Source organism: Paenirhizobium selenitireducens ATCC BAA-1503 (genome assembly GCF_000518785.1).
GTDB classification, from domain to species: Bacteria; Pseudomonadota; Alphaproteobacteria; order Rhizobiales; family Rhizobiaceae; genus Allorhizobium; species Allorhizobium selenitireducens.
Genome location: NZ_JAEG01000006.1, coordinates 173,819 through 197,841 on the forward strand (window position 1 = coordinate 173,819; position 24,023 = coordinate 197,841).

Annotated in this window: 24 protein-coding genes; 14 read left to right on the top strand and 10 right to left on the bottom strand. The window is 64.5% G+C overall.

Annotated elements, in window-relative coordinates:
• Positions 1–10 precede the first annotated feature (10 nt).
• Positions 11–397, bottom strand: coding sequence for a hypothetical protein (locus L867_RS0108225; protein WP_028736429.1), 387 nt, complete (start codon positions 395–397; stop codon positions 11–13).
• Between the two features lie 179 nt (positions 398–576).
• On the opposite strand from L867_RS0108225, the gene L867_RS0108230 reads away from it, so the two are divergent.
• Both L867_RS0108230 and rpoH read left to right on the top strand, forming a co-directional pair.
• Entirely contained in the window at positions 577–1,602 is a 1,026-nt protein-coding gene (locus tag L867_RS0108230; RefSeq protein ID WP_028736430.1) for an RluA family pseudouridine synthase, read from the top strand.
• Positions 1,603–1,774: 172 nt separating this feature from the next.
• The gene (gene rpoH, locus L867_RS0108235; RefSeq protein ID WP_028736431.1) at positions 1,775–2,677 is read left to right on the top strand and encodes an RNA polymerase sigma factor RpoH; all 903 of its coding nucleotides are present in this window, start codon (positions 1,775–1,777) and stop codon (positions 2,675–2,677) included.
• A 111-nt stretch (positions 2,678–2,788) separates the two neighbouring features.
• Here the strand turns inward: rpoH and L867_RS0108240 are convergent, their stop codons facing one another.
• Together L867_RS0108240 and L867_RS0108245 are read right to left on the bottom strand one after the other, a co-directional pair.
• Positions 2,789–5,200, bottom strand: coding sequence for a hypothetical protein (locus L867_RS0108240; RefSeq protein WP_028736432.1), 2,412 nt, complete (start codon positions 5,198–5,200; stop codon positions 2,789–2,791).
• A gap of 60 nt (positions 5,201–5,260) precedes the next feature.
• A complete protein-coding gene (locus L867_RS0108245) occupies positions 5,261–6,559 on the bottom strand; it encodes an adenylosuccinate synthase (RefSeq protein WP_028736433.1) in 1,299 nt (432 codons plus the stop codon).
• Between the two features lie 198 nt (positions 6,560–6,757).
• On the opposite strand from L867_RS0108245, the gene L867_RS0108250 reads away from it, so the two are divergent.
• On the top strand, positions 6,758–7,648 hold the full coding sequence (locus tag L867_RS0108250) for a DMT family transporter (protein ID WP_028736434.1): 891 nt from the start codon (positions 6,758–6,760) through the stop codon (positions 7,646–7,648).
• 145 nt (positions 7,649–7,793) lie between these two features.
• Positions 7,794–8,591 carry a creatininase family protein gene (locus L867_RS0108255; protein WP_028736435.1) on the top strand — a complete coding sequence of 266 codons (798 nt, stop codon included), beginning with the start codon at positions 7,794–7,796 and terminating at the stop codon, positions 8,589–8,591.
• On the opposite strand, the gene L867_RS0108260 is transcribed toward L867_RS0108255, so the two are convergent.
• Positions 8,588–9,568, bottom strand: coding sequence for a LysR family transcriptional regulator (locus tag L867_RS0108260; RefSeq protein ID WP_028736436.1), 981 nt, complete (start codon positions 9,566–9,568; stop codon positions 8,588–8,590). The two genes, L867_RS0108255 and L867_RS0108260, sit on opposite strands and share 4 nt — an antisense overlap.
• Positions 9,569–9,751: 183 nt before the next feature.
• Between L867_RS0108260 and L867_RS0108265 the strand changes: the two genes are divergently transcribed.
• The 7 genes from L867_RS0108265 (at position 9,752) to L867_RS24855 (ending at position 17,472) form a co-directional block, all read left to right on the top strand.
• On the top strand, positions 9,752–10,765 hold the full coding sequence (locus tag L867_RS0108265; protein ID WP_028736437.1) for an ABC transporter substrate-binding protein: 1,014 nt from the start codon (positions 9,752–9,754) through the stop codon (positions 10,763–10,765).
• A gap of 187 nt (positions 10,766–10,952) precedes the next feature.
• Positions 10,953–11,801: an ABC transporter ATP-binding protein gene (locus L867_RS0108270; protein ID WP_028736438.1), complete on the top strand. Its 849-nt coding sequence runs from the start codon at positions 10,953–10,955 to the stop codon at positions 11,799–11,801.
• 41 nt (positions 11,802–11,842) lie between these two features.
• Complete coding sequence (locus L867_RS0108275) at positions 11,843–12,640, top strand: ABC transporter permease (RefSeq protein WP_408605968.1); 798 nt, start codon at positions 11,843–11,845, stop codon at positions 12,638–12,640.
• On the top strand, positions 12,640–13,956 hold the full coding sequence (locus tag L867_RS0108280) for a cytosine deaminase (RefSeq protein WP_028736440.1): 1,317 nt from the start codon (positions 12,640–12,642) through the stop codon (positions 13,954–13,956). Before L867_RS0108275 ends, L867_RS0108280 begins: the two co-directional genes overlap by 1 nt.
• A gap of 2 nt (positions 13,957–13,958) precedes the next feature.
• Complete coding sequence (locus tag L867_RS0108285; RefSeq protein WP_028736441.1) at positions 13,959–15,365, top strand: FAD-binding oxidoreductase; 1,407 nt, start codon at positions 13,959–13,961, stop codon at positions 15,363–15,365.
• 198 nt (positions 15,366–15,563) lie between these two features.
• Positions 15,564–16,145: an NAD(P)H-dependent oxidoreductase gene (locus L867_RS0108290; RefSeq protein WP_028736442.1), complete on the top strand. Its 582-nt coding sequence runs from the start codon at positions 15,564–15,566 to the stop codon at positions 16,143–16,145.
• Between the two features lie 70 nt (positions 16,146–16,215).
• Complete coding sequence (locus L867_RS24855; RefSeq protein WP_084638505.1) at positions 16,216–17,472, top strand: low temperature requirement protein A; 1,257 nt, start codon at positions 16,216–16,218, stop codon at positions 17,470–17,472.
• 75 nt (positions 17,473–17,547) lie between these two features.
• On the opposite strand, the gene L867_RS26375 is transcribed toward L867_RS24855, so the two are convergent.
• The 6 genes from L867_RS26375 to ung all read right to left on the bottom strand — a co-directional run bounded on the left by L867_RS26375 (position 17,548) and on the right by ung (position 21,517).
• On the bottom strand, positions 17,548–17,946 hold the full coding sequence (locus L867_RS26375; protein ID WP_028736443.1) for a hypothetical protein: 399 nt from the start codon (positions 17,944–17,946) through the stop codon (positions 17,548–17,550).
• Positions 17,947–17,963: 17 nt separating this feature from the next.
• The gene (locus L867_RS0108305) at positions 17,964–18,263 is read right to left on the bottom strand and encodes a hypothetical protein (RefSeq protein ID WP_028736444.1); all 300 of its coding nucleotides are present in this window, start codon (positions 18,261–18,263) and stop codon (positions 17,964–17,966) included.
• 88 nt (positions 18,264–18,351) lie between these two features.
• Positions 18,352–18,750, bottom strand: coding sequence for a DUF1236 domain-containing protein (locus L867_RS0108310; protein ID WP_028736445.1), 399 nt, complete (start codon positions 18,748–18,750; stop codon positions 18,352–18,354).
• Between the two features lie 161 nt (positions 18,751–18,911).
• Complete coding sequence (locus tag L867_RS0108315) at positions 18,912–19,301, bottom strand: RidA family protein (RefSeq protein ID WP_028736446.1); 390 nt, start codon at positions 19,299–19,301, stop codon at positions 18,912–18,914.
• Positions 19,302–19,418: 117 nt separating this feature from the next.
• The gene (locus tag L867_RS0108320; RefSeq protein ID WP_028736447.1) at positions 19,419–20,705 is read right to left on the bottom strand and encodes an NAD(P)/FAD-dependent oxidoreductase; all 1,287 of its coding nucleotides are present in this window, start codon (positions 20,703–20,705) and stop codon (positions 19,419–19,421) included.
• 104 nt (positions 20,706–20,809) lie between these two features.
• The gene (gene ung, locus L867_RS0108325) at positions 20,810–21,517 is read right to left on the bottom strand and encodes a uracil-DNA glycosylase (protein ID WP_028736448.1); all 708 of its coding nucleotides are present in this window, start codon (positions 21,515–21,517) and stop codon (positions 20,810–20,812) included.
• Positions 21,518–21,626: 109 nt separating this feature from the next.
• On the opposite strand from ung, the gene L867_RS0108330 reads away from it, so the two are divergent.
• The 3 genes from L867_RS0108330 to L867_RS0108340 all read left to right on the top strand — a co-directional run bounded on the left by L867_RS0108330 (position 21,627) and on the right by L867_RS0108340 (position 23,900).
• Positions 21,627–21,992, top strand: a complete 366-nt coding sequence (locus L867_RS0108330; protein WP_028736449.1) for a hypothetical protein — start codon at positions 21,627–21,629, stop codon at positions 21,990–21,992.
• Entirely contained in the window at positions 21,989–22,597 is a 609-nt protein-coding gene (locus tag L867_RS24865; protein ID WP_051438884.1) for a DedA family protein, read from the top strand. The genes L867_RS0108330 and L867_RS24865 overlap by 4 nt, the downstream gene beginning before the upstream one ends.
• A 109-nt stretch (positions 22,598–22,706) precedes the next feature.
• A complete protein-coding gene (locus L867_RS0108340; protein WP_028736450.1) occupies positions 22,707–23,900 on the top strand; it encodes a ceramide glucosyltransferase in 1,194 nt (397 codons plus the stop codon).
• Positions 23,901–24,023 lie beyond the last annotated feature (123 nt).

The window sequence follows — 24,023 nt, forward strand, 5'->3', positions numbered from 1 at the left end:
GGCGACGCGCTCAGTTGCCGGAAACGGCGACGTCGGCGATGATGCGTCCGACCGAGAGATCATAGACGAGCGCCTTCCTGGCACCGTCGGCCGTCGTGCCGAAGAACAGGATCTGGTTGTTCGACAGGTCTGTCGACAGAACCGTGAAGCCGGCCGGCAGGCTGGCCGTGAGGTTCAGCGGCTGGTCCGCGGGAATGGCAAGGCCGGAGGAAGCCACCGGCTTCTCGCTGCCGTCCGGCCGGGTCACCTTGTAGACGATCGCGGCCAGCACGGCCATGAACATCAGAAGCATGATGCCGCCGGAGACCAGTTGCAGCTTCACCATCTTGCGACGGACGTTTTCCATCGCCGGATCGAGCGGCTTTTCTTCCTGTTCGTCGGGTTCGACATGAGCCATGGTGGTCGTCTCTGTTCCTGAAGTCCGCAAGGTCTGGTCTTTTTCCCTGATGCGAACCATTGTTCAGGGAAAAACAGCCATGAAACATGGCTGACGATTGTCGAAGGCCGCAGTCTGTGCCAAGTGGCAGCGAAACCAATGAGCCGCAACGCCGGTGGTTCTACACGCGGGATGACAGAATGACAGACCCCTTTAACGAAGCCGAGCCGGCAAGAAAAGACCTGATTGCCGGGGACGACGCCGAAGGGCGGCTCGATGCGTGGCTGGCGGCGGCGCTGGAGGGCGAGTTCTCGCGCAATCGCGTCAAGGCGCTGATCGAACAGGGTGCCGTCACCATCAACGACGTGGCCGTCACCGAACCGAAGCGCAAGGTGCGCCCCGGCGACCGCCTGTCGATCGTCCTGCCCGAGCCGGAGGATCCCGAGCCGAAGGGCGAGGACATCCCGCTCGAAGTGCTCTACGAGGATGCCGACCTGATCGTCATCGCCAAGCCGCCGGGCCTCGTCGTCCATCCGGGCGCCGGCAACTGGACGGGCACGCTGGTCAATGCTCTCATCCACCATTGCGGCGACAGCCTGTCGGGAATCGGCGGCGTCAAGCGCCCGGGCATCGTGCACCGGCTCGACAAGGACACGTCCGGCGTCATGGTCGTCGCCAAGAACGATCTTGCCCACCGCCATCTCGCCGACCAGTTCGCCGACCACGGCCGCACTGGCCCCCTGGAGCGCGCCTATCAGGCGATCGTCTGGGGGCGCCCGCGCGGCCTCACCGGCACGATCGACGCGCCGCTCGGACGGGCCGGCGACCGCACCAAGCGCACGGTCAAGAAAGAAGACACCGACGACGCGCGCGAGGCGATCACGCATTACCAGGTGCTCGAACGTTATGGCGAGAAGCCGGATGCGACCTGCATCGCATCGCTGGTGGAGTGCCGGCTGGAAACCGGCCGCACCCACCAGATCCGCGTGCACATGGCCCATATCGGCCACCCGCTGATCGGCGACCAGGACTATGGCGCGGCCTTCAAGACCAAGGCCAATCTCCTGCCCGAACCGGCACAGACCACGGTCAAGAACTTCCCGCGCCAGGCTCTGCACGCCTACCTGCTCGCTTTCGAGCATCCGTCCACCGGCGAAACCATGCATTTCACCGCACCGATCCCCGCCGACATGCAGGAGATCATCGACGCGCTGCGATCGATCTGAAGGCCAGGCAAAGGCTCCCTTTCCCCTCACGGCCTCGTGATGCGACGGCGCCCTTGTATCCGGGTTTTGCCACACTTATCTGTTAGCCGGGTTTCTGTGGGATTTTGGAAATCCACAGAAATCAGGCTCGCCCACTCGCCACGGGGGGCCGAAACTTTTAAGGGGGTGCTCTATGGCCCGCAATAATTTGCCTTCCATTACCGCCGGCGAGGCCGGCCTCAATCGTTACCTCGACGAAATCCGCAAGTTCCCGATGCTGGAACCGCAGCAGGAATACATGCTCGCCAAGCGTTATGCCGAGCATGGTGATCGCGATGCGGCCCACAAGCTCGTGACCAGCCACCTGCGTCTCGTCGCCAAGATCGCCATGGGCTATCGCGGCTACGGCCTGCCGATCGGCGAAGTCGTGTCCGAGGGCAATGTCGGCCTGATGCAGGCGGTCAAGAAATTCGACCCGGAACGCGGCTTCCGCCTGGCGACCTATGCCATGTGGTGGATCAAGGCATCGATCCAAGAATACATCCTGCGTTCGTGGTCGCTCGTGAAGATGGGCACGACCGCCAACCAGAAGCGGCTGTTCTTCAACCTGCGTCGCCTCAAGGGCAAGATCCAGGCGATCGAGGAAGGCGACCTCAAGCCCGATCAGGTCACCGAGATCGCCACCAAGCTCAGGGTCTCGGAAGAGGAAGTCGTGTCGATGAACCGGCGCCTGTCCGGTGACGCGTCGCTGAACGCCCCGATCCGGGCCGCCGAAGGCGAGTCCGGCCAGTGGCAGGACTGGCTGGTCGACGACCACGAAAGCCAGGAAGCCGTGCTGATCGAGCAGGACGAGCTCGATACCCGCCGCCGCATGCTGGCCAAGGCGATGAGCGTGTTGAACGATCGCGAGCGCCGCATCTTCCAGGCACGCCGCCTGGCCGAAGACCCGGTGACGCTCGAAGAGCTGTCCGCCGAGTTCGACATCAGCCGCGAACGCGTCCGCCAGATCGAGGTTCGCGCCTTCGAGAAGGTGCAGGAAGCTGTGCAGAAGGAAGCGCTGGAGCGCGCCTCGGCGCTTCGCGTTGTCGAGGCCTGAGCGCGGCGATCAAGCTGTATCCACCGATCACGCGGCAACCAATTGCCGACAAAGAAAAACCCGGGTCTCGCGATCCGGGTTTTCTATTGGTGGGTTGTTGACGGCGGAAGATCAGTTGCCCGGCTTGCCGAGCGCTGCCCATTCCTTGATGACCTGATCGAATACGGCCTTGCCCGCCGCGCCCTTGTCGAGCGTCAGTAGCGCGCGGCGACCGTTGCGATAGCTGATCGGCATGTCGATCCACCCGCGCGTCGACAAGAGGTCGAGATTGGCCTTCATCACGTCTTCAAAGTCGTTCAGCGCCACGAGATAGGTGTCGTCTGTCACCTTGGCCGAGACCGCGACCAGCGGATCGCCGCGGTCCTGCTCGGTCCGCTTCATGGCGATGCGCTCCAGCTTGTCGATCGCCCCGCCTTCGAAATCGGCCGGCAGGGAGAACACCACCTCGATCAGGTGGCTGGCCGGCAGCGAACTGTCGGAATTGCGCTTGATGGTGATCAGCGCGGTCAGCCCGCGGTCCGGAATGGTGATCTTGCCCTGAATCTCCGGATTGGGCTTGCCGTCCTCGCCGGTCTCGCGCAGCGCCGTCCAGGCCACCGTTCCGGGCACCGCCGTCGGCGAGGTCTGGCCGAGGCGTTCCTCGTAGAGGAAGACCCGTTCGCCATTGGCGGCCGCAGCAATGGTATCGCCTGCTGCCGGGGTTGTACCGGCCGGCGTCGTGCCCGCGGGCGTCGCCGCTTGCGGAAGGCCGGCATTGGTGCCGACGGCCGGCTGATCGGTCGGCTCGACGGTCGAGGCAACGTTCTGTTCGGCGACCGACTTGCCTTCGCTCGAAGCCCCGCCGGGTGCCGTGGTGCCGACCCCCTCGTCCACCTCGGTACCGTCCGGCATCAGGCGCTGGGTAAATTTCTGTCCGGTCACCGAACCGTCGTCCGGCGTGCCGTTGACCGGCACATTGGTGTCGGCAGCGGGCGTCGGCTGGCTTGTCGCGGTCTCGGCGGTCGGCGACGTCCCGGGCGGGGTCTGCTCGGTGACGGCGGACGGCGGGGAGCCGGTCAGGTCGGTTACGAACTGCGTGACCTGATCGCGATAGGTCCAGGCGGCAAAGCCGCCACCGGCGACCAGCACGATGCCGAGGAGACCCAGAACGATCGGGGCATAGTTACGGCCCTGCTTGGGTTCGATCCGATAGGCGCGCTGCTGCGATTCGGCGAGGAACGCATCGACATCCTCTATGCCCCGTGCCGGCGCGGCAGGGGCCGCAGCCAAGGCCTCGGGCGGTATGCTTCTCGGCTCGACGACCCCCGGTGCGATTGCCGCAGCTTCGGCAGCGGGCGTCTTCGGCTTGTCGTATTCGGCGAACCAGTCGGAGAAATCGTCGGCAGCCGGCATGTCGCGCGACTGGCCGTCCACCGGCTTCGCGGTGGGCTCGGCATAGGCCGAGCTTTCCCAGTCGAGCAGGTCCAGCGAAGCAGGGACGGCGGGCTTGGTTGTCGCGGCAACATCGGGTACGGCCGGCTCGGTCCAAGCCGAGGTCTCAGCCGGAGATGCGGCGGCTGATTCGGGCCAATGCGGCGCCTCGGCCGGAAGCTCCCAGGATTCGTAGGCCGGCGCCTGGACCGGTTCCGCCGCGGCTTCCGCTTGCGGCGGCGCAACTGTGGTCGGGGGGGCACCGAAATCCGTGCCGCGCGTGGGCATCCAGCCGTCGCCGCTGGTGAGCGGCATTTCGACCAGGCGATTATAGGCGGGGACGGTCGGGGTCGGTTCGGCGACCACCGTCTCGGCTGCGGCAACCTCGGCCTCGGCAGCCCTCACGCTCTCGCGATGTTCTTCCGGCTCCTCGTCCACCGCAGGCGCGGCATAGGCTTCCTCCGGCTCGATCACCGGCACTGCATAGTGGTCGACGTCCAGATAAGCGGGCGTTGCGGACAGGGCCGGTTCCGCAACGGGTTCCACCGGCTCTTCGGCCCAATGGACAGGGCCGTTGCGAACAGGCTCCTCGAAGAACGGCTCTGGTGCGGCGACACGCTCCGGCTCCTGCACCGGTGCAAAGTAGGGTTCCGGTTCGGCGCGATATTCCGGCTCGGGTTCGCTCTGCGCCCGATACTCCGGCTCCGCCGGCTCAGCCCAGGGATCTTCGACTTCGTCGGACGGCGTCTGGCTCACGACTTCCGGCACCGCCTCGGCCACCGGCTGCGGCTCGTCGGCAGGTGCCTCGGAGACCGGCGGCTGCTCCTCACGCCATTCCTCCTCGACAGGCTGAGGCGTCATCGCCTCCTCGAAGGTGTTGGCGGCTTGCTCGTCCGGCAAGGCCTCGGCATGCTCCGCCTCGACCTCGAGGATGGCGGCATCCAGCTTGGCCAGCTGCCGCTGGAGCATCTGCTCCGGCGGGCGCGGATTCATGTTCTCCAGCTGCCGCAGCACGGCGCTGCGTGCCTTGTCATAGACCTTGGCACGCATCTCAGGTGTATTGTTCGACAGGCCGTCCACGGCACGCCGGATAACCGCTATGAAGTCAGCCATCAGCACTTTCTCGTTGTCGCCGGCGCGCGCCGGCTGGCAAAAGCTTAACGAAATCCAAGCTTAGTCTTCAAATGGATCAGTCACAAGTATGGTGTCATCGCGCTCCGGGCTGGTCGAAAGCAGCGCCACCGGCGCGCCGATCAGTTCCTCGACCTGGCGAACATATTTGATCGCCTGAGCCGGGAGATCGGCCCATTTGCGGGCGCCGACCGTCGATTCCTTCCAGCCTTCGAGCGTGATGTAGATCGGCTCGACACGGGCCTGCGCCGCCTGCGAAGCCGGCAGATGCTCGATCTCCTCGCCGTCAAGCTTGTAGCCGACGCAGATCTTCAGCTCTTCGAGACCGTCGAGAACATCGAGCTTGGTGAGCGCGATGCCGGTGATTCCGTTGGTCGCGACCGACTGGCGCACCAGCGCGGCATCGAACCAGCCGCAGCGACGCTTGCGGCCCGTCACGGTGCCGAACTCATGGCCCTTCTCGCCAAGGAACTGGCCGATTTCGTCGGTCAGTTCGGTCGGGAACGGGCCCTCGCCGACGCGGGTCGTATAGGCCTTGGTGATGCCGAGAATATAGCCGAGCGCGCCCGGGCCCATGCCCGAGCCGGCAGCGGCCTGGCCGGCCACCGTGTTCGACGAGGTGACGAACGGATAGGTGCCATGGTCGATATCGAGCAGCGAGCCCTGGGCGCCTTCGAACAGGATGCGCGAACCCTTGCGGCGTTCCTTGTCCAGCATCAGCCAGACGGTGTCGCGGAACGGCAGCACGCGATCGGCGACGGAGGTCAGTTCCTCCATGATCGTCTTGTGCTCGACTTCGGGCGCGCCGAAGCCGCGACGAAGGGCGTTGTGATGGGTCAGGATGCGCTCGACCTTGCCTTCCAGCGCGTCGATGTCGGCGAGGTCCATCAGGCGAATCGCCCGACGGCCGACCTTGTCTTCATAGGCCGGGCCGATGCCGCGGCGGGTGGTGCCGATCTTGGTGCCGCTGTTGGTCGCCGCATCCTCGCGCATGCCGTCGAGCTCACGGTGCAGCGACAGGATGAGCGTCGCATTGTCGGCGATTCGCAAGTTGTCCGGAGTGACGGTGACGCCCTGCGCCTTCAGCCGCTCGATTTCGGCCAGCAGTGCATGCGGATCGACGACGACGCCGTTGCCGATCACGGCCTTTTTGCCCGGACGTACGACGCCGGAGGGCAGCAGCGACAGCTTGTAGCTGATGCCGTCGATCACCAGGGTGTGGCCGGCATTATGGCCGCCCTGGAACCGGACGACGATATCCGCCCGCTCGGAGAGCCAGTCGACGATCTTGCCCTTGCCCTCGTCTCCCCACTGCGAACCCACAACCACGACATTCGTCATTTCGAAATCCTGTCTATCGCGCAAACGCTCTGCGCCTTATCCAAACCCGCGCATCTATACTGTGTTGTTTTTATGAAATCGACCCGTTTATGAGAGGAGAAACGGCTTTTTGCGTGACAAAGCACGGCCCCTCACCTATCCCATGCGGCAAATCAACGCCTCCCCGCGTCCACCCTCCCAACCTGTCGGTGAAATCCCTTGCTTCTCAGAGCCTATTTCTTTCTGACCGTCGCAACGCTTTTCTGGGGTGGAAATACCGTGGTCGGCAAGCTCGCCGTCGGTCATGTCAGCCCGATGGTGCTGAATTTCTCCCGCTGGACGATCGCCCTCCTCATCATCTGCGCCATCTCGGTTCCGCAACTGAAGAAGGACTGGCCGACGCTCAAGCGCAACTGGTTGCTGATGCTCGCCTTCGGCGCGATCGGCTACACCGCGTTCAACGGCTTTCTCTATACCGCGCTCAAATACACCAGTGCCGTCAATGGAGCGATTGAGCAGGGCGGCATTCCCGTGCTGATCTTCATTCTCAACTTCCTGCTGTTCCGCATTCCAGTCTCGTTCGTCCAGATCATCGGTTTCGCCATCAGCTTCGTCGGCGTGGCGCTGACGGCGACCCGCGGCGACATCAACGTGCTCCTGTCGCTGTCGATGAACTTCGGCGATGCGCTGCTGCTGCTCGCGGTCGTCGCCTATGCGGTCTATACCATCGCGCTGCGCTGGCGGCCGCCGATCCACTGGAAGAGCATGATGGCGGGTTCGGCTCTCGGCGCCTCGCTGTCCGCCATCCCGCTGGTCATCTGGGAGGAAACCAACGGCAACCTGATCCTGCCGGACCTGATGGGCTGGGGTATCATCGCCTATGCCGCGCTTCTGCCCTCGCTGATCTCGCAGGTCTTCTACATCATGGGCGTGGAAGGCATCGGCGCGAATCGCGCCGGCCTCTTCATCAACCTCGTTCCGGTGTTCGGCACCCTGCTGTCGCTCTCCCTGCTCGGCGAGGCGCTCCAGCCGCTGCATCTGATCGCTCTGGCGCTGGTGCTCGGCGGCATTGCCATCGCCGAATGGGGAAAGCCGAAGCTGAAGACCTGAGGCGGCGCTCAGGCCGCACGCTCACTTTGGCTAGGCCATACCCTGCCGCTCGCTTTAAGGCAGCGCCCTGCACGCAATATGATGCTTTTCCAAGCCCGCATTATTGCCTACTCCATTGGATGAGGCTCACATGAGGGAAACAGCCATGGCCAAGCCATTCTTCTGGAACGAACTGAACACCGCCGACTTCGCCGGGCTTTCCCCTGAAACGACCGTCGCCATCCTGCCGATCGCCTCGACCGAACAGCATGGCCCCCATCTGCCGATCGCCACCGACGTCGCCATCGCCAACGGCATGCTGGCGGAACTGAAAAACCAGCGTCCCGACGATCTCGACTTCCTCGTCCTGCCGACCCAGGAGATCGGCAAGGCCAATGAACACATCTACGGTCCGGGCACCCTGTCCTTCGGCCCCGAGATCCTGATCCCCGCCTGGACGGCGATCGGCACCAAGGTGGCAGAGGCCGGCATCCGCAAGATGGTCATCGTCAATTCGCATGGCGGCAATGTCGATGTGATGAGCATCGTCGCCCGCGAGCTGCGTGTGCGCCACCAGATGGCCGTGGTCTCCACCCAGTGGGGCCGCTTCGGCAATCCGGACGGCATGATCTCCGAACACGAGAGCCGCTACGGCATCCATGGCGGCGAGGTCGAGACCTCGCTGATGCTCCATTTCCGCCCCGACCTCGTGCGCATGGACAAGGCCGAGAACTTCGTCTCGCGCGCCGAAGAGATGAAGGCCAGCTCGAAATATCTGACCCCGCTGCCGCCGCATTCGCTCGCCTGGATCGCCCACGACCTCAATCCCAACGGCGTGGTCGGCGATGCCTCCAAGGGCACGGCGGAGAAGGGCGAACAGATCTGCAAGCACCAGGTGAAGGGCTTCGTCGAACTGCTGCGCGACCTCACGCGCTATCCGCTATCGAACCTCTACACGCGCTAATCCTCGTCGCGGGCCGCAAGGGTCCGCTCGCCCGGCTTTTCGCTCGGCGGGATATGGCCCTTGCCCTGCAGTTCGAGAACCAGCACCAGCAGTTCCTGCATCAGGTATTCGACGAAGAGGCTGGTCGCCGCATCGAGCGGCGCCCGCGCCCGGGCAAAGAGCTTCATCGGCTGATGACGCAATTGCCCTTCGAGCAGCGGCCGGAACATCAGCTCGCCGGCACGGCACTCGCTGATCACGTCGAGCGGGTTGAGCAGCGTCAGGCCGGCCCCGCATTTGACCAGTTGCTTCATCAACTCGGACGAATTGGTCTCCAGCACCGGCTCGACCGGCAGCGGCACCGGCGCCAGCGCCAGGTCGATGATGTTGCGCAGGCTGGTGCCGGACTGGGCGAGCACCAGTTTCTCCTGCACCACGTCGACGAGGTCGATCGGCCCGGCCTCGTGCGACAACGGATGGCCGGGCGGCAGTACGACGCCGACCGGGACGTCGAAATTGGCGAGCGTCCGGATGCCGGGGGTGGCGGGAATGTTGAAACCGAGGCCGATATCGACCTCGCCGGTCAGCACCGGATTGATGGTCGTGGAACCGCCGTCATTGCGCAACTGGATACGGACCCGCGGATGCGCTTCGAGAAAGCGCGCCAGAATCAGCGGCAGCGGCCCGGAAGCGAGACCGACCGTCGTCACCAGCGTCACCTTGCCGGCCTGCGGCATTTTCAGGCCGCGGATGCGGGATTCGAGCTTTTCGTAGTTCTTCAGCACGTCGCGGATGTGTTCGACGCAAAGCTCGCCGGCCGCCGTCAGCCGAAGACCGCGCGGCAGCCGCTCGAACAGCGGCGCACCGAGTTCTTCCTCGAGCGCCAGGATCTGCCGGTTGACGGCCGACGAGGCGACGTTGAGTCGGGCTGCGGCCTTGCGGATCGAGCCGCAACGGACGATTTCGTTGATGTACTGGAGTTTTCGCGAATGCAGCATGGAGCACCATTGCATAAAATTTGTTCAACAAGCATTATTTGTGCACCAAACTCAGTGCGATGCAAAAAAGGCATCAATGCGGACGAATTTTGATGCTTTTCAAAGCGCAAGGCAACCGCTCAAATGAAGGAAATGGAGCCCCATGGCGGAGTTCCAGACCAAGGACAGGGGAACCCGATCGACATGCGCGACACTCTCAGCAAGACCACCTTCCTCGCCCTTCTTGGGCTCGGAACGGCGCTTTCAGCTCAGCAGGCCTATGCTCTCGATGAAGTCAGCTACGGCACCAACTGGCTCGCCCAGGCCGAGCATGGCGGCTTCTACCAGGCTGTCGCCGACGGCACCTATGAGAAACACGGCCTCAAGGTCACCATCGTCCAGGGCGGACCGAACGCCGCCAACCGCTCGCTTCTGATCGCCGGCAAGGTCGAATTCTACATGGGCAGCCCACTCGGCGAGATGGACGCCGTGAAGGAAGGCATCCCGCTGGTCGACGTCGCCGCGATCTTCCAGAAGGATCCGCAGGTCCTGCTCGCCCATCCCGACCAGGGCGTGGAAAAGTTCGCCGACCTCGCCAAGCTCGACGCGATCTTCATGGGCAAGGACGGCTACGTCACCTATTTCGAGTGGATGAAGAAGAACTACGAGGGCTTCAAGGACGAGCAGTACAAGCCCTACACCTTCAACCCCGCGCCCTTCATCGCCGATCCGAAATCCGCGCAGCAGGGCTACCTGACCTCGGAACCCTTCGAGATCGAGAAGCAGGCCGGCTGGGCACCGAAGGTCTTCCTGCTCGCCGACAACGGCTACAACCCCTATTCGACGATGATCACCACGACCGCCACCATGGTCGAGACCAAGTCCGACGTGGTTCAGCGCTTCGTCGATGCCTCTCTCGAAGGCTGGTACAACTACCTCTACGGCGACAACAAGGCTGCCAACGACCTCATCAAGAAGGACAATCCGGAAATGACGGATGGCCAGATCGAGTACTCGATCGCCAAGATGAAGGAATACGGCATCCTCGAATCCGGCGAAGCGCTCGACAAGGGCATCGGCTGCATGACTGAAGCGCGCTACAAGAAGTTCTTCGACGACATGGTTTCGATCGGTGTCCAGACCGCCGACCTCGACTACACCAAGGCGTTCACCACCAAGTACGTCTGCAAGGGCGTCGGCATGGCGCTGAAGAAGTAAGGCAAGCCGGCCGCAGCACTTTCTTCTCCCCGGCGGGGAGAAAGTGCTGAGCGGATGCGAGGCGATGAGGGGGAGGCCGGAGGCCTTGCTGACGCCCCCCTCATCCGGTCCTTCGGACCACCTCTCCCCGATGGGGAGAAGCGGGAATACGCCGATCCCGACCAACAAGAAGCAATCAAGGCCCGCAATGACACCTTCAGACGCCGAGACGGCAACCTCCTCCGCCCAGAACGGCGCATCGCCGACCGACGCGCGGCGGCGCCCGCTCGTCGTCATGGATCAGGTGACGAAGATGTTCTCGAGCGGCACCGTGGCGCTCTCCGACATGTCGCTCACCGTCAACGGCGGCGAGTTCGTCAGCCTGCTCGGCCCGTCGGGCTGCGGCAAGTCGACGGCGCTCAGGATCATCGCCGGGCTTGGCGACGTCTCCACCGGCACGATCGACTGGCCAAGCTCGCGCATCAATTCCAAGGGCCTGCCGGAGGGCGACATTTCCTTCGTCTTCCAGGAGCCGACGCTGATGCCGTGGCAGACGGTGTTCGGCAATGTCCACCTGCCGCTCAAGCTCAAGGGCGTCTCCAAGGCAGCCGCCCGCGACGAGATCATGGCGACGCTTGCGACCGTCGGCCTCAAGGATTTCGCTGAGGCCTATCCGCGCGAACTCTCCGGCGGCATGAAGATGCGCGTCTCGATCGCCCGCGCGCTGGTGACCAAGCCGAAGCTGCTTTTGATGGACGAGCCGTTCGCCGCGCTCGACGAGATCACCCGGCAGAAGCTCAACGACGACGTGCTTCGGCTGTGGAAGCAGACCGGCATTACCGTCATTTTCGTCACCCATTCCGTCTTCGAGAGCGCCTATCTCTCGAGCCGCATCGTCGTGATGAAGTCGCGGCCCGGCCGGGTGCACGCCGACTTCCCGCTGCACACCAGCCTCGAACGCGACGCCCATTACCGAACCTCGGAAGAATATCGCCAGGCCTGTGAGACGGTGTCGGAAACACTGCTGGAAGCCATGGGCGGAGAGGACGCACACTGATGACCACGAGCCCCCGCTCCCCCGTTGCCCTGAAACCTGCCATGCCTTCGCGAACCCGCGAGACGCTGTTGAAGATCCTCGTGCCGGTCCTTGTCGTGTTCGCCCTCCTTGCGCTGTGGCACATCGGCGTGACCGTCTCGGGCGTGCCGCAATATATCCTGCCGAGCCCGCTTGCCGCGGCGAACGCGCTGGTCAAGGACTGGGGCACGCTGTCGCCGGCCCTCTGGGTGACCACCAAGATTACGCTCGCCTCGCTGGCGCTGGCGCTGATCGGCGGTGTCGGCATTGCCGTCTTCCTCGTCCAGTCGCGCTGGATCGAACTCGCCTTCTATCCGATCACCGTCATCCTGCAGGTGACCCCGATCGTCGCGGTCGCCCCGCTCATCCTCATCTACGCGCCATCGACCCAGGTGGCGCTGTTGATCTGCGCCTTCCTCGTCGCCTTCTTCCCGATCCTGTCGAACATGGTGCAGGGCCTGAAGAGCGTCGACCATAACCTGCTGAACCTCTTCGACCTCTACGGCGCCTCGCGACTTCAGACGCTGCTGTACCTGAAGCTGCCGGCTTCGCTTCCCTATTTCATGACCGGGCTTCGGATCGGCGGCGGCCTCGCCCTGATCGCCGCCGTGGTCGCCGAATTTGCCGCAGGCTCGGCCGGCGCCGGTTCCGGCCTCGCCTTCCGCCTGCTGGAGGCCCAGTACCGCCTCAATATTCCCCGGCTGTTTGCCGCCCTCTTCCTGCTCTCCTGCCTCGGCGTGCTGATCTTCGCCGTCACCTCGTTCATTTCCTGGCTGACCCTGCACCGTTGGCACGAAAGCAGCCTGAGAAGAGAGAATTGATGCCGTTTCCCGCATTTTCCCTGCCCGAAGCCGACCGCTATGAGCTCAGGAACGCCACCCTGCCGGCGGTCGCCGTCGACGGCTTTGCAGGACCCGTCGGGCGCGAGGGCCTGATCGATGCGGATATCGTCATCGCAGGCGGCAAGATCGAAGCCGTCCTGCCGGCCGGTACGGCTCCACAGGATCTGCCGGCGGCCGATCTCGACGGCGGCATGGCATGGCCGTGCTTCGCCGACATGCACACCCATCTCGACAAGGGCCATATCTGGGACCGCCGGCCTAACCCGACGGGTGATTTCTTCGGCGCGCTCGATGCGGTCCGCACCGACCGCGAGGCCTGCTGGTCGGCTGCCGACGTGCGCACCCGCATGGAATTCTCGCTGAAGACGGCCTATGCGCACGGCACGGGCCTCATCCGCACCCATCTCGACAGTCTGCCGCCGCAGCACCGCATTTCCTTCGAGGTCTTCTCCGAACTGCGCGACGCCTGGAAGGACAGGATCACCCTCCAGGCCGTCGCCCTCTTCCCCCTCGACATGATCACCGACGAGGCATTCTTCGGCGACCTGACCGACGTGGTCGCCAGCCATGGCGGGCTGCTCGGCGGGGTGACCTACCTGATGCCCGACCTTGAGGCCCATCTCGACAAGCTGTTCCGCACCGCCTCCGAACGCGGCCTCGACATCGACCTGCATGTCGACGAGACCCAGGACCACGAAGTCCTGACCCTCAAGACCATTGCCGAGGCGAAGATCCGCAACGGCTTTGAAGGTGCCGTCACCGTCGGCCATTGCTGCTCGCTCGCCCGCCAGAATGACGAGCTTGCCAAGGCGACGATCGATGTCGTGGCGAAAGCCGGGCTCTCCGTCGTATCCTTGCCGATGTGCAACATGTACCTGCAGGACCGGGCGCCGAACCGCACCCCGCGCTATCGCGGCGTCACGCTGTTCCACGAACTGGCGGCGGCCGGCATCCCGACCGCGATCTCCTCCGACAATACCCGCGACCCGTTCTACGCCTATGGCGACCTCGACCCGGTCGAAGTGTTCCGCGAGGGCGTGCGCATCCTGCATCTCGACCATCCGCTCGACGAGGCAGCGCGCGTCGTCACCCGCACGCCGGCCGATATTCTCGGCAGCGCCGACCACGGGCGCATCGCCGCCGGCCTCCCCGCCGACCTCGTGCTGTTTTCGGCACGGCGCTGGAGCGAATTCCTTTCCCGTCCGCAGGCTGACCGCATCGTTGTGCGGAATGGCAAGGGCATCGACCGTAGCCTGCCGGATTATCGTGACCTGGACCCGCTGATGAAAGACTGACCATGCCGGACTACCAGCAGATCAAGAAGGAACTCGAGGGCATCGCGGTTGAGGACAATCCGGCGCTCGTGAAGCAGAAGAGCCGCGACTTCTATTGGTACTCGCCGATCCTGAAAGCCCAGCTCGACAACGTCGTCGGCGACCTCGTCGTTTCGCCGAAGAACGAAGAGGAAGTGATCCGTACGCTGAAGGTCGCCTATGCCCATGGCGTGCCGGTCACGGCGCGCGGCGGCGGCACGGGCAATTACGGCCAGGCCATGCCGCTCTCCGGCGGCATCATCCTCAACCTGCTCAACATGAACAAGATCAAGGCGATCCATCCCGGCCGGGTGATCGCCGAGCCCGGCATCATCACCGCCGAACTCGACCGCCTCACTAGAGAGCATTCCGGCCAGGAACTGCGCTTCCATCCCTCGACCACCGGCACGGCGACGCTGGCCGGCTTCATCGCCGGCGGTTCCGGCGGCGTCGGCTCGATCACCTGGGGGGGCTTACGCGATCTCGGCAACATCCTGCGCCTGCGGGTCGTCACCATGGAGGCCGAACCACGCGTGCTGGAACTCTCGGCCTGGGACCTGCAGAAGGTCTCCCACGCCTACGGCACCAACGGCATCATCACCGAAGTCGAAATGCCGCTCGCTCCGGCCTATGACTGGGTGGACGTCATCGTCGGTTATGACGAGTACATGGACGCCGTACGCTTCGCCGACGCACTGACCCACCGCAACGGCATCCTGCTCAAGGAAGTGGCCCCGATCGCCGCTCCGGCGCCTTTCGAATACTTCACCCGCCACAAGCCGTGGCTGAAGGAAGGCCAGTCGGTCGTCGTGCTCATGGTCGCGCCGCATTCTATGGAGCCGTTTGCCGCCTATGTCGAGAAGATGAAGGGCGAGATCCGCTTCCGCTCCGACAAGGTCGAGAGCACGAAGGGCATTCCCCATGCCTATGAACTGGCCTGGAACCACACGACGCTGCGGGCCCTGAAGATCGATCCGGGCTTCACCTATCTGCAGGTCCAGTATCCCGGTCCGGACCACGTCGAAAAGGTCGGTAAGCTCGCTGCGATCTTCGGCGACGAGGTCATCGGCCACCTCGAATTCATCAAGTTCGACGGCGCCATCCAGTGCTCCGGCCTGCCCATGGTGCGCTACACGACGCCGGAACGGCTCGAGGAAATCATCAAGATCCACGAGGATCACGGCTGCCCGATCTTCAACCCGCACCGCTACACGCTGGAAGAAGGCGGCATGAAGCAGACCGACACCGTCCAGCTCGCCTTCAAGAAGGAAACCGATCCGAAGGGCCTTCTGAACCCCGGCAAGATGATCGCCTGGGACAATCCCGACTTCGACTTTGCGGCCGGCAAGAACTACCTCTTCCCCGGCCTCCAGGCATTCCAGGAGACCTGATACCGCCACGACCTGACTAACTTCCGAAGGTACTCCCGACCGGGGCAGCCCCTGCCCCGGTGCATGGAAACGACCATGGTGATCGACGGCCCGGCTATGGCGGCGGGCTCTCGCTCATCGGGACAAACGGCGCGGAAAATTTTCACTCAACACCCGGCAGCCACGGCGGCCGGGTCACGACATGGAGCTTTTCTGAAAATGCGCGTACTCGTTCTGCATTCCCATCCGCTCGACGAAAGCTTTGGTCGGGCGCTCTATCGCCAGACCTGCGAGAGCCTGACCAAGGCCGGCCACGAGGTCGATGGCTGCAATCTCTACGAAGAAGGCTTCGACCCGGTCCTCTCCGCCCATGACCGCACCGTCTATCACGACTATCCGGAAAACACCGTCCTGGTGAAATCCTATGTCGAGCGGCTGAAGGCAGCGGAAGGCCTGGTCATCGTTACCCCGGTCTGGAACTTCGGTTTCCCCGCCATGCTCAAGGGTTATTTCGACCGCGTCTGGGTCAAGGGCGTGTCCTTTGATCTCGAAGACGGCAAGCTGACGCCGACGCTGCGCCACATCAAGAAGCTCTCCGCCGTGATGACCTATGGCGCGACACCCTGGCGCGCCTTCCTGGTCGGCAATCCGCCGAAGAAGATCGTCACGCGCGTGTTGCGCGCCCAGATCAAGATCGGCGCGCCGGTCAGGTACATGGCGCACTACGACATGAACAACTGCACCGACGAGACGCGCGCCGCCTTCCTCGCCAGGGTCCGCCGCGAGATGGAGCGCTTCTGATCCGCAGCGGCCCTTGTCGGGCATCTCGTTTTCCGGCAGAAAACTTGTGTTTTATCAAAGCGAGATGCCCATGGCCGCCCTGATTCCTGCCCTCAGCAACCTCATGTCCCCGCTCAGGCCGCGCGATCCGGAAGAGCATCACCGGGCGGCGACCCCGCTCGAACTGCTGTTCGACCTGGTGTCGGTGATCGCGATCGCGTCGGCGGCCGTGGGTCTCCATCACGGTCTCTCGCAGGGGCACGCGCTCGAGGCGACGATAACCTTCGGCATGGCCTTCTTCGCCGTCTGGTGGGCCTGGATGAACTTCACCTGGTTCGCCTCGGCCTACGACAACGACGACACGACCTACCGGCTGCTGACGATGGTCATCATGGCGGGTTCGCTGGTCATGGCCGCCGGACTCCCGAGCCTGTTCTCCGCCGCGCCCGACTTCACCACGGTGATCATCGGCTATGTGGTGATGCGCATCGCCATGGTGGTATTGTGGCTTCGCGCCGGCTGCGCCGACACGGCCCACCGCAAGTCCGCCGTCGCCTATGCGATCGGTATCGCGCTGGTCCAGCTTTACTGGGTGTGCTTCATGCTGGTTCAGCCGCTCGCCACCGGCATTTCCTATGGCATGTGGGTGATCGGGGTCTTGCTCGAAATCTCCGTTCCCGCCATCGCCGAATCGCTAACCTCCAGTACGCCCTGGCATCGCCACCACATCATGGAGCGCTACGGCCTGCTCAACATCATCGTCCTGGGGGAAACGCTGCTGGCCGGAACGCTCGCATTGCGCGAGACGGTCGAGCATTTCGATATCATGCTGGTTCACACCGCGCTTTCCGCCCTGGTCATCGTCTTTGCGCTCTGGTGGGTCTATTTCCTGCCCGAGGAACATCTGCCGACGCGATCGCTGCGCCGGGCCCTGGTGTGGGGCTATGGGCACTTCTTCATCTTCGCCTCGGGCGCCGCGGTCGGGGCGGGCTTTGCCGCCCTTGTCGACATCATCACCGATCATTCCAAGGTTTCGCTGATCGCCGGCGACTATGGCGTCGCGATCCCCGTCGCGGCTTACTTTCTCAGCCTCTGGGCGGTCCGCGATCGTTACACCTGCAAGGGCGCCTGCATGGCCGTCCTGCCCGTTTTCGCCTTGCTGGTTCTCGTTGCCCCGGCCATCGGCCTTGGCCTGGAGGGCGTTGCCGGCGCGGCGGCTCTGGGCGCTGTCGTTCGCAGTCGCCTGGCACAACCGGCGCCCGTCGCCCGTGAAAGCGCGGTGGTCAAACCGGCCAGCGTGAAGAAGATGTCGAAGACGAAGCTCCGCGGAACCGGCAAGCGCCGCTGACCCTGACGACAAAATGAGAAAGCCGGCCCTCCCAAGGGAGGACCGGCTTTCACACGCGACGGGCAGCGAGAGGGGTTACTGGCCAGCCGGCGCGGGGGCCGTGGAAGGAGCAGGCGCGGCGGGTGCCGGGGCAGCCGGAGCCGCATCGGTCGACGGTGCCGGGGTAGCAGGAGCAGCCGGAGTTGCCGGGGCCGGTGCGGCGTCATTGGCCGGGGCCGGAGTGGCCGGAGCCGAGGTAGTCGGTGCCGCCGTATCCGCATCACCGGAATTGCCGGTCAGCGAAAAGTCGGTGAACATGAAGACGGCGCCGATGCCGAGCGCAACGGCGACGAGAAGCGCGATGGCCCAGCCGGCGCTGCTGCTGCGGTCATTGTTGACGACCGTGGTTCCGCGGTCGGCCATGGGCCTGGTGTCCTGCGGATGGACGGGGCGGGTCGTGGTCGTGGTGGTGTTGCCCGGGTATTGATCGGTCATGTCAGGTCTCCTCGGTTTCAGCGCCCGAGATCGAGCGCGTTGGCCGGATCGGGAAAGAAACGCGGCCCGACCCGGCGAATGTTCAGTCTGTGCTCTGGAATCGGACGCGGTGCGAATACATCGACCGGCCGATTGTTTCCGACATCCAGGGGCTCCTGATGAAGCACCGCCTCGACCGCCAAGCCGGCGGCTTGCGCCTCGGGCTGAACAACGACCGTCCCTGCGGAACGATCGTTCGATTGCGGCGCGGCCTTCACCGAAAGGGCGATGGAAAGACCGATGACGAACGCACTCAGTGCGAGGATCGACGTTTTCATCGCCCGCTCCTTGGTCAGGTTGCTCAGGTTGCCGAAAGGGTTTCGGATGATGCCGGACAGGCAGGCTGTCCGGCATCATTCAAATTGGCTATTCGACGACCTGAACGACCACATGGGTCTGCGGGTCAACGATCACACGCTGATTGTTGACCACGGCGTAAGCATAGGTCGGGTCTTCGGCGACCGGCGTGAGCACGACGGTTTCCGGGATGGGCTTGCCGACGACGATCGGCTGTTCGATGACGACCGTTTCAGTCGGGACCGGCTGCTGGCGCACATAGGTGACCACCTGGGTCGGCGGCGGAGCAACGGCGGTACCGGCAATGGCGCCGACGACACCACCGACTGCGGCTCCGACCGGACCACCGACGATCGCGCCGGTCACTGCACCACCGGCGGCGCCGGTAACGGTGCCTTCCTGGGCGACGGCCGGAGCGGCAATGGAGCCGAGGACGACGGCGGCGACTGCAAACATCTTGGTGTTCATGACGGTATCCTTTCCTGTAAGCGTGTCAGTGACCGTAGAACTTGCGGAACGCCCTTTTGTTCCTGCGGCCATTTCTTCGATACGGACAAGGATCGGCACCACCGCCGGGCATCGCGCCCGGCAGCCGTTCACTGGATTCGATGTTCAGTTGTTCAGGCGCGTCAGGCGAGCTTGGCCGCCGTCACCTCAACCTCGACCAGAAACTCCGGACGGGTGAAACCGCCAACGACGATCAGCGTCGAGACCGGCTTGGGTTCCAGCGTATAGCGGTCGCGCACCGCCATATAGGCGGCGAAATCCTCCCGGCGGGTGACGAAGCCGGAGATGCGGATCACGTCGGCGAAGCTCATGCCGGCTTCGTCGAGGATCGCCTTGATCGCCTCGAAGCACAGTTCCGCCTGGCCGGTCACGTCGGACGGAATGCTGTCGTCCGGCCGGATGCCCAATTGCCCGGATGTCACCAGCAGGCTGGCGCCGGGCGGCACCAAGAGCCCGTGATTGTACTGGCCGAAGGGCGGGCGAACGGACGGCGGATTGAAGACGCGTTTCATTGGGGCAGTACTTCCCGAAGGTTCACGAGGGGCAAGGCCCCAGAGTTAATCGGCTTGCGGCAACCGTTGCAAGGCTCGGGCAGCCGCGAGGAGGATGGAAATCGGTACCGACCGTTCTCAGTCCTCGAAACCGTCCAGCATGCGGTACCATGCGATCATCGCGCCCACGCCGATCTGCCGCAAGGCATGCAACGGGATCGGCCGGATCGGCGAAACCGGGAACGGCAGGGCAGCGGGATCGCCGTGTTCGATGTAGTCGGCAAGGCGCGGGCCCAGCGCCGTCATCAGGCCGACGCCCCGTCCCTGACAGCCGGCCACCGCCAACAGGCCCTTCTCCGGCTCGTGGACATGCGGCAGATGATCGGACGTCATCGCTACCCTGCCGAACCAGCGGTGCTCGATGGCAACGCCTTCGATCTGGGGAAAGAGCCGGATCATCGCCTGCTGCAGATGGGCCCAGTCCTTTTCGCTGCGCGGTTCGCTCATGCGGCCACGCCCGCCAAGCACCAGGCGGCCGTCCGGGCTTTTGCGATAGTAGACCAGGATGCGGCGGCTGTCGGAGACGGCCTGCCCGTGCGGCAGGATGCTCGCCTGCATCTGCTCCGACAGCGGCGCGGTGGCGACCTGGAAGGAATGCAGCGGCACAAGGCTGCGCGCCAGCCCCGGCACCAGCCGATCCGAATAGGCATTGGTGGCGATAACCACGGCGCGTGCGGTAACCGCGTGGCCAGCCGTGGTTTCGACCTGCCAGTTCGTGCCTTCGCGCCGCAGACGCGTCGCGCTAACGCCGGTGGCGATCTTCACCCCGACCTCCGTGGCGAGACGCGCCAGCTCGAGGGTAAAGGCAAGAGGATTGATGGTGCCACCGCGGCGATCGAGCCAGCCGCCGAGATAGCCGGTCGCGCCGGTGAGGAGCGCCGTCTCCGCTCCGTTGAGCAGCACGACGTCAGCCCCGCGCGCGCGCCATTGCCGGTTGCGTTCTCCGGCGGCGGCCAGTGCCGTGTGGGTATGCGCCGCGTGGATCCAGCCGGACCGGACGCGTTCGACATCGAGCCCTTCCGTCTCGATGAGGCGAAAAACCGCATCCGCGGTCCCAGCGGCGAAATCGACGAGAGCCGTGCCCCGGGCTTCACCGAAATGCTGGACCAGCCACTCGGGATCGTATTTGAGACCGGGGATCACCTGCCCCCCATTGAGCCCCGAGGCCCCCTCGCCCAATGACCGCGCCTCGATGATGCGGACCGACATGCCCTTGCAGGCTGCGGCATAGGCCGTCGAAAGACCCTGCAGGCCGCCGCCGACGACGGCCAGATCGACGCGCTCCGGCGCAGCTATCGGCTGGTCGGGTGGCGGCGCGCGATCGGGCCGACGCCAGACGGGCCTCGAGAAATGCGAGCGGTTCATGCCGTTACGTCCTGAAAAATGCCTAGGAATATCAGCGGGCATGCTGGACTTGGCAAATGTGAAAATCAATAGAATTTTAGGGAGTATACGGCCGGCAATACACGTCAGAGCGCCGAGCCGAGGGGGGCGTCCGGCAGTCGCCAATCGATCGGATCGAGACCGCGCGAAACGAGGAAATCATTCGCCTTCGAAAAGTGGCGGCAACCGAAGAAACCGTTATGCGCGGAGAGCGGCGAGGGATGCGGCGCCTTCAGCACCAGATGGCGCTTGGTGTCGACGAAGGCCGCCTTCTTTTGCGCATAGGAACCCCAGAGCATGAAGACGACATTGTCGCACTCGTCATTGACCGCCCGGATGACGGCATCGGTGAAGCGCTCCCAGCCGCGGCCCTGATGCGCGCCGGCGCGCGCTTCCTCGACGGTCAGCACGCTGTTCAGGAGCAGCACGCCCTGCCGCGCCCAGCTTTCGAGAAAACCGTGTGACGCGGGCGCAATGCCGAGATCGCTCGCCATCTCCTTGTAGATGTTGACGAGCGAGGGTGGAATGCGCACGCCGGGCTGCACGCTGAAGCACAGGCCGTGGGCCTGTCCCGCGCCATGATAGGGATCCTGGCCGAGGATGACGACCCTGACCCGGCCGAGCGGCGTCAGGTCGAGCGCGCGAAAATACTCCGTGCCCTTGGGAAAGATGCGTTTGCCGTCGCCCTTCTCGGCGATCAGGAACTCGCGGAGTTGCTGCATGTAGGGACTTTCGAATTCCCGGCCCAGAGCCTTCTTCCAGCTCTCCTCCAGACGAACATCAGACGCGCTCATTGCCGCAACATGCCTTTTCCGATTAGATGGTCCGGGCGATTGAAAGCCACCGACCGGAGCTGTCAAGCCCGGCCGCGATCGATACGGGGAATTCAGTGGGGAACGTCGGTTGAAGGCTCTTTCGATCCTGTGGCAACGCCATCGCCTGCTGCTCGGCGCTTTCCTCGGCGCGACGCTGATCGCGCTTTATTTCGCCGCCCGCTTCCTGCTGTCCGTCCTCTACTGGAGCGACCCGGCCCATCGCAACCAGCCGCTCGAAGGCTGGATGACGATCGGTTACGTGGCGCATTCCTACGACGTGCCGCGCGACCGGCTGGTCGAGCTCCTCGGCCTTCAACCACCGGAAAGTCCCGACAGGAAGGCACGCCCGACCCTGGAGCGGATCGCCAGTGACCGCGGCCAGCCGCTCGAGGCCTTCGAGAACGACATCGAGACCGCGATCGCGCGGCTGCGTGCCGAAGAGCCGCACCAATGACGGAGCAATTGCTGGCGCTGCTCCCGCTCTACGGCTTGCCCCTGCTCGCAGCGGTCACCGGCTTCAGCTGCCTCGGCCTGCCTCTGCCAGCCTCGATCGTCATGATGCTGATGGGCGCTTTCGCCGCCGCCGGCGATTTCAACCTCCCCGGTGTCTTCGCCACCGCCCTTGCCGCCTCCGTACTCGGCGACCAGGTCGGCTTTGCCATCGGCCGGCTGGGCGGAGCGGCCATCATAGCGCGGCTGGCGAAGACGCCGTCGCGGCAGGAAGCGCTCGCCAGGGCCGAGGCACGGATCAACAGCCATGGGCCTGTCGCCGTCTTCCTCACCCGCTGGCTGCTCGCCCCGCTCGGCCCCTATGTCAACCTGATCGCCGGGGCTACGGCCTTTTCCTGGGCGCGCTTCACTTTCTATGGCGTGGCCGGCGAACTGTTCTGGGTCGGCGGCTATACGGGCCTCGGCGTGATCTTCAGCGACAATGTCATGAGCATTGCCGAGATCGTCGGCGATCTGAGCGGCTTCCTCGCCGCCGGCGTCATCGCACTCTACCTCGGCTGGCGCATCGTCAAGGTCCTGCGACACCACAACGGGGACGTAAAATCGTAGCGGAACGGCGGAATGTTCCGGTCTTGGCGCACCGATCACGCGGGTCTATGGTTGCCGAACTGTCATATGCCGGTGCTATGCGGGAATCGCCCCGCAACGAGGATGTGCCATGACCGTTTTGATCTGGACCTTAGCGATCGCTCTTTCCATTCATCTCCTCAGCATCCTGGTCGTGCTGGTGCGCAAGTCGCGGACCGAGCCGGAAATGACCGCGACGGTCCGCCCTCCCGTCACCATCCTGAGGCCGCTTTGCGGGGTCGAGAACAATCTGGCGGAAACCCTGAATTCCGCCTTTGCCCTCGACTGGCCGAACTACGAGGTGGTTTTCTGCGTCGCCTCCGCGAGCGACCCGGCAATCGAAATCGCGCGCAGCTGCATGGCGGCCCATCCTGAAAGCGCAGCGCGCCTGCTGATCGGCGAAGACGTCTTCAGCGTCAACCCGAAGATGAACAACCTGGTCAAGGGGTGGCGCTCGGCCCAGCATGACTGGATCGTCATCGCCGACAGCAATGTGCTGATGCCGTCCGACTATCTGCAACGCCTGTTTGCCCGATGGACGCCGGAAACTGGCCTCGTCTGCTCGCCGCCGATCGGCGCCGCCCCGCGGGGCTTTGCCGCCGAACTGGAATGCGCCTGGCTGAACAGCTTCCAGGCGCGATGGCAATTGCTGGCCGACACCGCCGGCTTCGGCTTTGCCCAGGGAAAGTCCATGCTGCTCAACCGCCAGGTGATGGCGCGGGCCGGCGGGTTCGAACGCCTCGGTGGAGAAGTCGCCGAAGATGCGGCGGCAACGCATGTCGTCCGCCAGATCGGCCTCAAGGTGAGGCTGGTGCGCGAGCCCTTCGAACAGCCGCTCGGTCGCCGCTCGCTGGCCAGCGTGTGGAAGCGCCAGTTGCGCTGGGCGCGGCTGCGCCGCTCCTCCTTCCCGCTTGTCTTCGTGCCGGAACTGTTCGCCGGGGGTGCCTTGCCGATCCTCGCGCTGGCGGGCCTGACCGCTTCCGGCGTCTGCTCGCAGCTGACCTTTATGCTCTATGTGCTGGCCTGGTACGGCGGCGAGATCCTGCTGAGCAAGGCTTTCCACTGGCACGTCGGCCGGATGAGCCTGCTCGCCATGATCCTGCGCGATCTGGCCTTGCCCGTCCTGTGGGTCGCCGCGTGGTTCGGCGACAGCTTCGTCTGGCGCGGCAACCCGATGACCGTCGCCTCGGGCACGCAGGCCAGGGCACCCGCCACCGTGCGCATCCGCCGCATCGTCGACAAGACGAAGGAACGCGCCAAGGCGCTGGCGACCTTGCGCCACTGAACCCGGATCAATTCGCAGCGTGTGAGCGTGCCGGAGTGGAATGGCGCGAAATCCCGCGGCACGCAGACGTCCGAACGCAGAACGGGGGCGGCACCGGAAACCGGCCACCGCCCCCGTCCGCAG

What these genes read in the sequence shown, in the direction of transcription:
- L867_RS0108225 (WP_028736429.1), bottom strand. Translation starts at nt 397, where the DNA reads ATGGCTCATGTCGAACCCGACGAACAGGAAGAAAAGCCGCTCGATCCG.
- L867_RS0108230 (WP_028736430.1), top strand. Translation starts at nt 577, where the DNA reads ATGACAGACCCCTTTAACGAAGCCGAGCCGGCAAGAAAAGACCTGATT.
- rpoH (WP_028736431.1), top strand. Translation starts at nt 1,775, where the DNA reads ATGGCCCGCAATAATTTGCCTTCCATTACCGCCGGCGAGGCCGGCCTC.
- L867_RS0108240 (WP_028736432.1), bottom strand. Translation starts at nt 5,200, where the DNA reads ATGGCTGACTTCATAGCGGTTATCCGGCGTGCCGTGGACGGCCTGTCG.
- L867_RS0108245 (WP_028736433.1), bottom strand. Translation starts at nt 6,559, where the DNA reads ATGACGAATGTCGTGGTTGTGGGTTCGCAGTGGGGAGACGAGGGCAAG.
- L867_RS0108255 (WP_028736435.1), top strand. Translation starts at nt 7,794, where the DNA reads ATGGCCAAGCCATTCTTCTGGAACGAACTGAACACCGCCGACTTCGCC.
- L867_RS0108260 (WP_028736436.1), bottom strand. Translation starts at nt 9,568, where the DNA reads ATGCTGCATTCGCGAAAACTCCAGTACATCAACGAAATCGTCCGTTGC.
- L867_RS0108265 (WP_028736437.1), top strand. Translation starts at nt 9,752, where the DNA reads ATGCGCGACACTCTCAGCAAGACCACCTTCCTCGCCCTTCTTGGGCTC.
- L867_RS0108270 (WP_028736438.1), top strand. Translation starts at nt 10,953, where the DNA reads ATGACACCTTCAGACGCCGAGACGGCAACCTCCTCCGCCCAGAACGGC.
- L867_RS0108275 (WP_408605968.1), top strand. Translation starts at nt 11,843, where the DNA reads ATGCCTTCGCGAACCCGCGAGACGCTGTTGAAGATCCTCGTGCCGGTC.
- L867_RS0108280 (WP_028736440.1), top strand. Translation starts at nt 12,640, where the DNA reads ATGCCGTTTCCCGCATTTTCCCTGCCCGAAGCCGACCGCTATGAGCTC.
- L867_RS0108285 (WP_028736441.1), top strand. Translation starts at nt 13,959, where the DNA reads ATGCCGGACTACCAGCAGATCAAGAAGGAACTCGAGGGCATCGCGGTT.
- L867_RS0108290 (WP_028736442.1), top strand. Translation starts at nt 15,564, where the DNA reads ATGCGCGTACTCGTTCTGCATTCCCATCCGCTCGACGAAAGCTTTGGT.
- L867_RS24855 (WP_084638505.1), top strand. Translation starts at nt 16,216, where the DNA reads ATGGCCGCCCTGATTCCTGCCCTCAGCAACCTCATGTCCCCGCTCAGG.
- L867_RS26375 (WP_028736443.1), bottom strand. Translation starts at nt 17,946, where the DNA reads ATGACCGATCAATACCCGGGCAACACCACCACGACCACGACCCGCCCC.
- L867_RS0108305 (WP_028736444.1), bottom strand. Translation starts at nt 18,263, where the DNA reads ATGAAAACGTCGATCCTCGCACTGAGTGCGTTCGTCATCGGTCTTTCC.
- L867_RS0108310 (WP_028736445.1), bottom strand. Translation starts at nt 18,750, where the DNA reads ATGAACACCAAGATGTTTGCAGTCGCCGCCGTCGTCCTCGGCTCCATT.
- L867_RS0108315 (WP_028736446.1), bottom strand. Translation starts at nt 19,301, where the DNA reads ATGAAACGCGTCTTCAATCCGCCGTCCGTTCGCCCGCCCTTCGGCCAG.
- L867_RS0108320 (WP_028736447.1), bottom strand. Translation starts at nt 20,705, where the DNA reads ATGAACCGCTCGCATTTCTCGAGGCCCGTCTGGCGTCGGCCCGATCGC.
- ung (WP_028736448.1), bottom strand. Translation starts at nt 21,517, where the DNA reads ATGAGCGCGTCTGATGTTCGTCTGGAGGAGAGCTGGAAGAAGGCTCTG.
- L867_RS24865 (WP_051438884.1), top strand. Translation starts at nt 21,989, where the DNA reads ATGACGGAGCAATTGCTGGCGCTGCTCCCGCTCTACGGCTTGCCCCTG.
- L867_RS0108340 (WP_028736450.1), top strand. Translation starts at nt 22,707, where the DNA reads ATGACCGTTTTGATCTGGACCTTAGCGATCGCTCTTTCCATTCATCTC.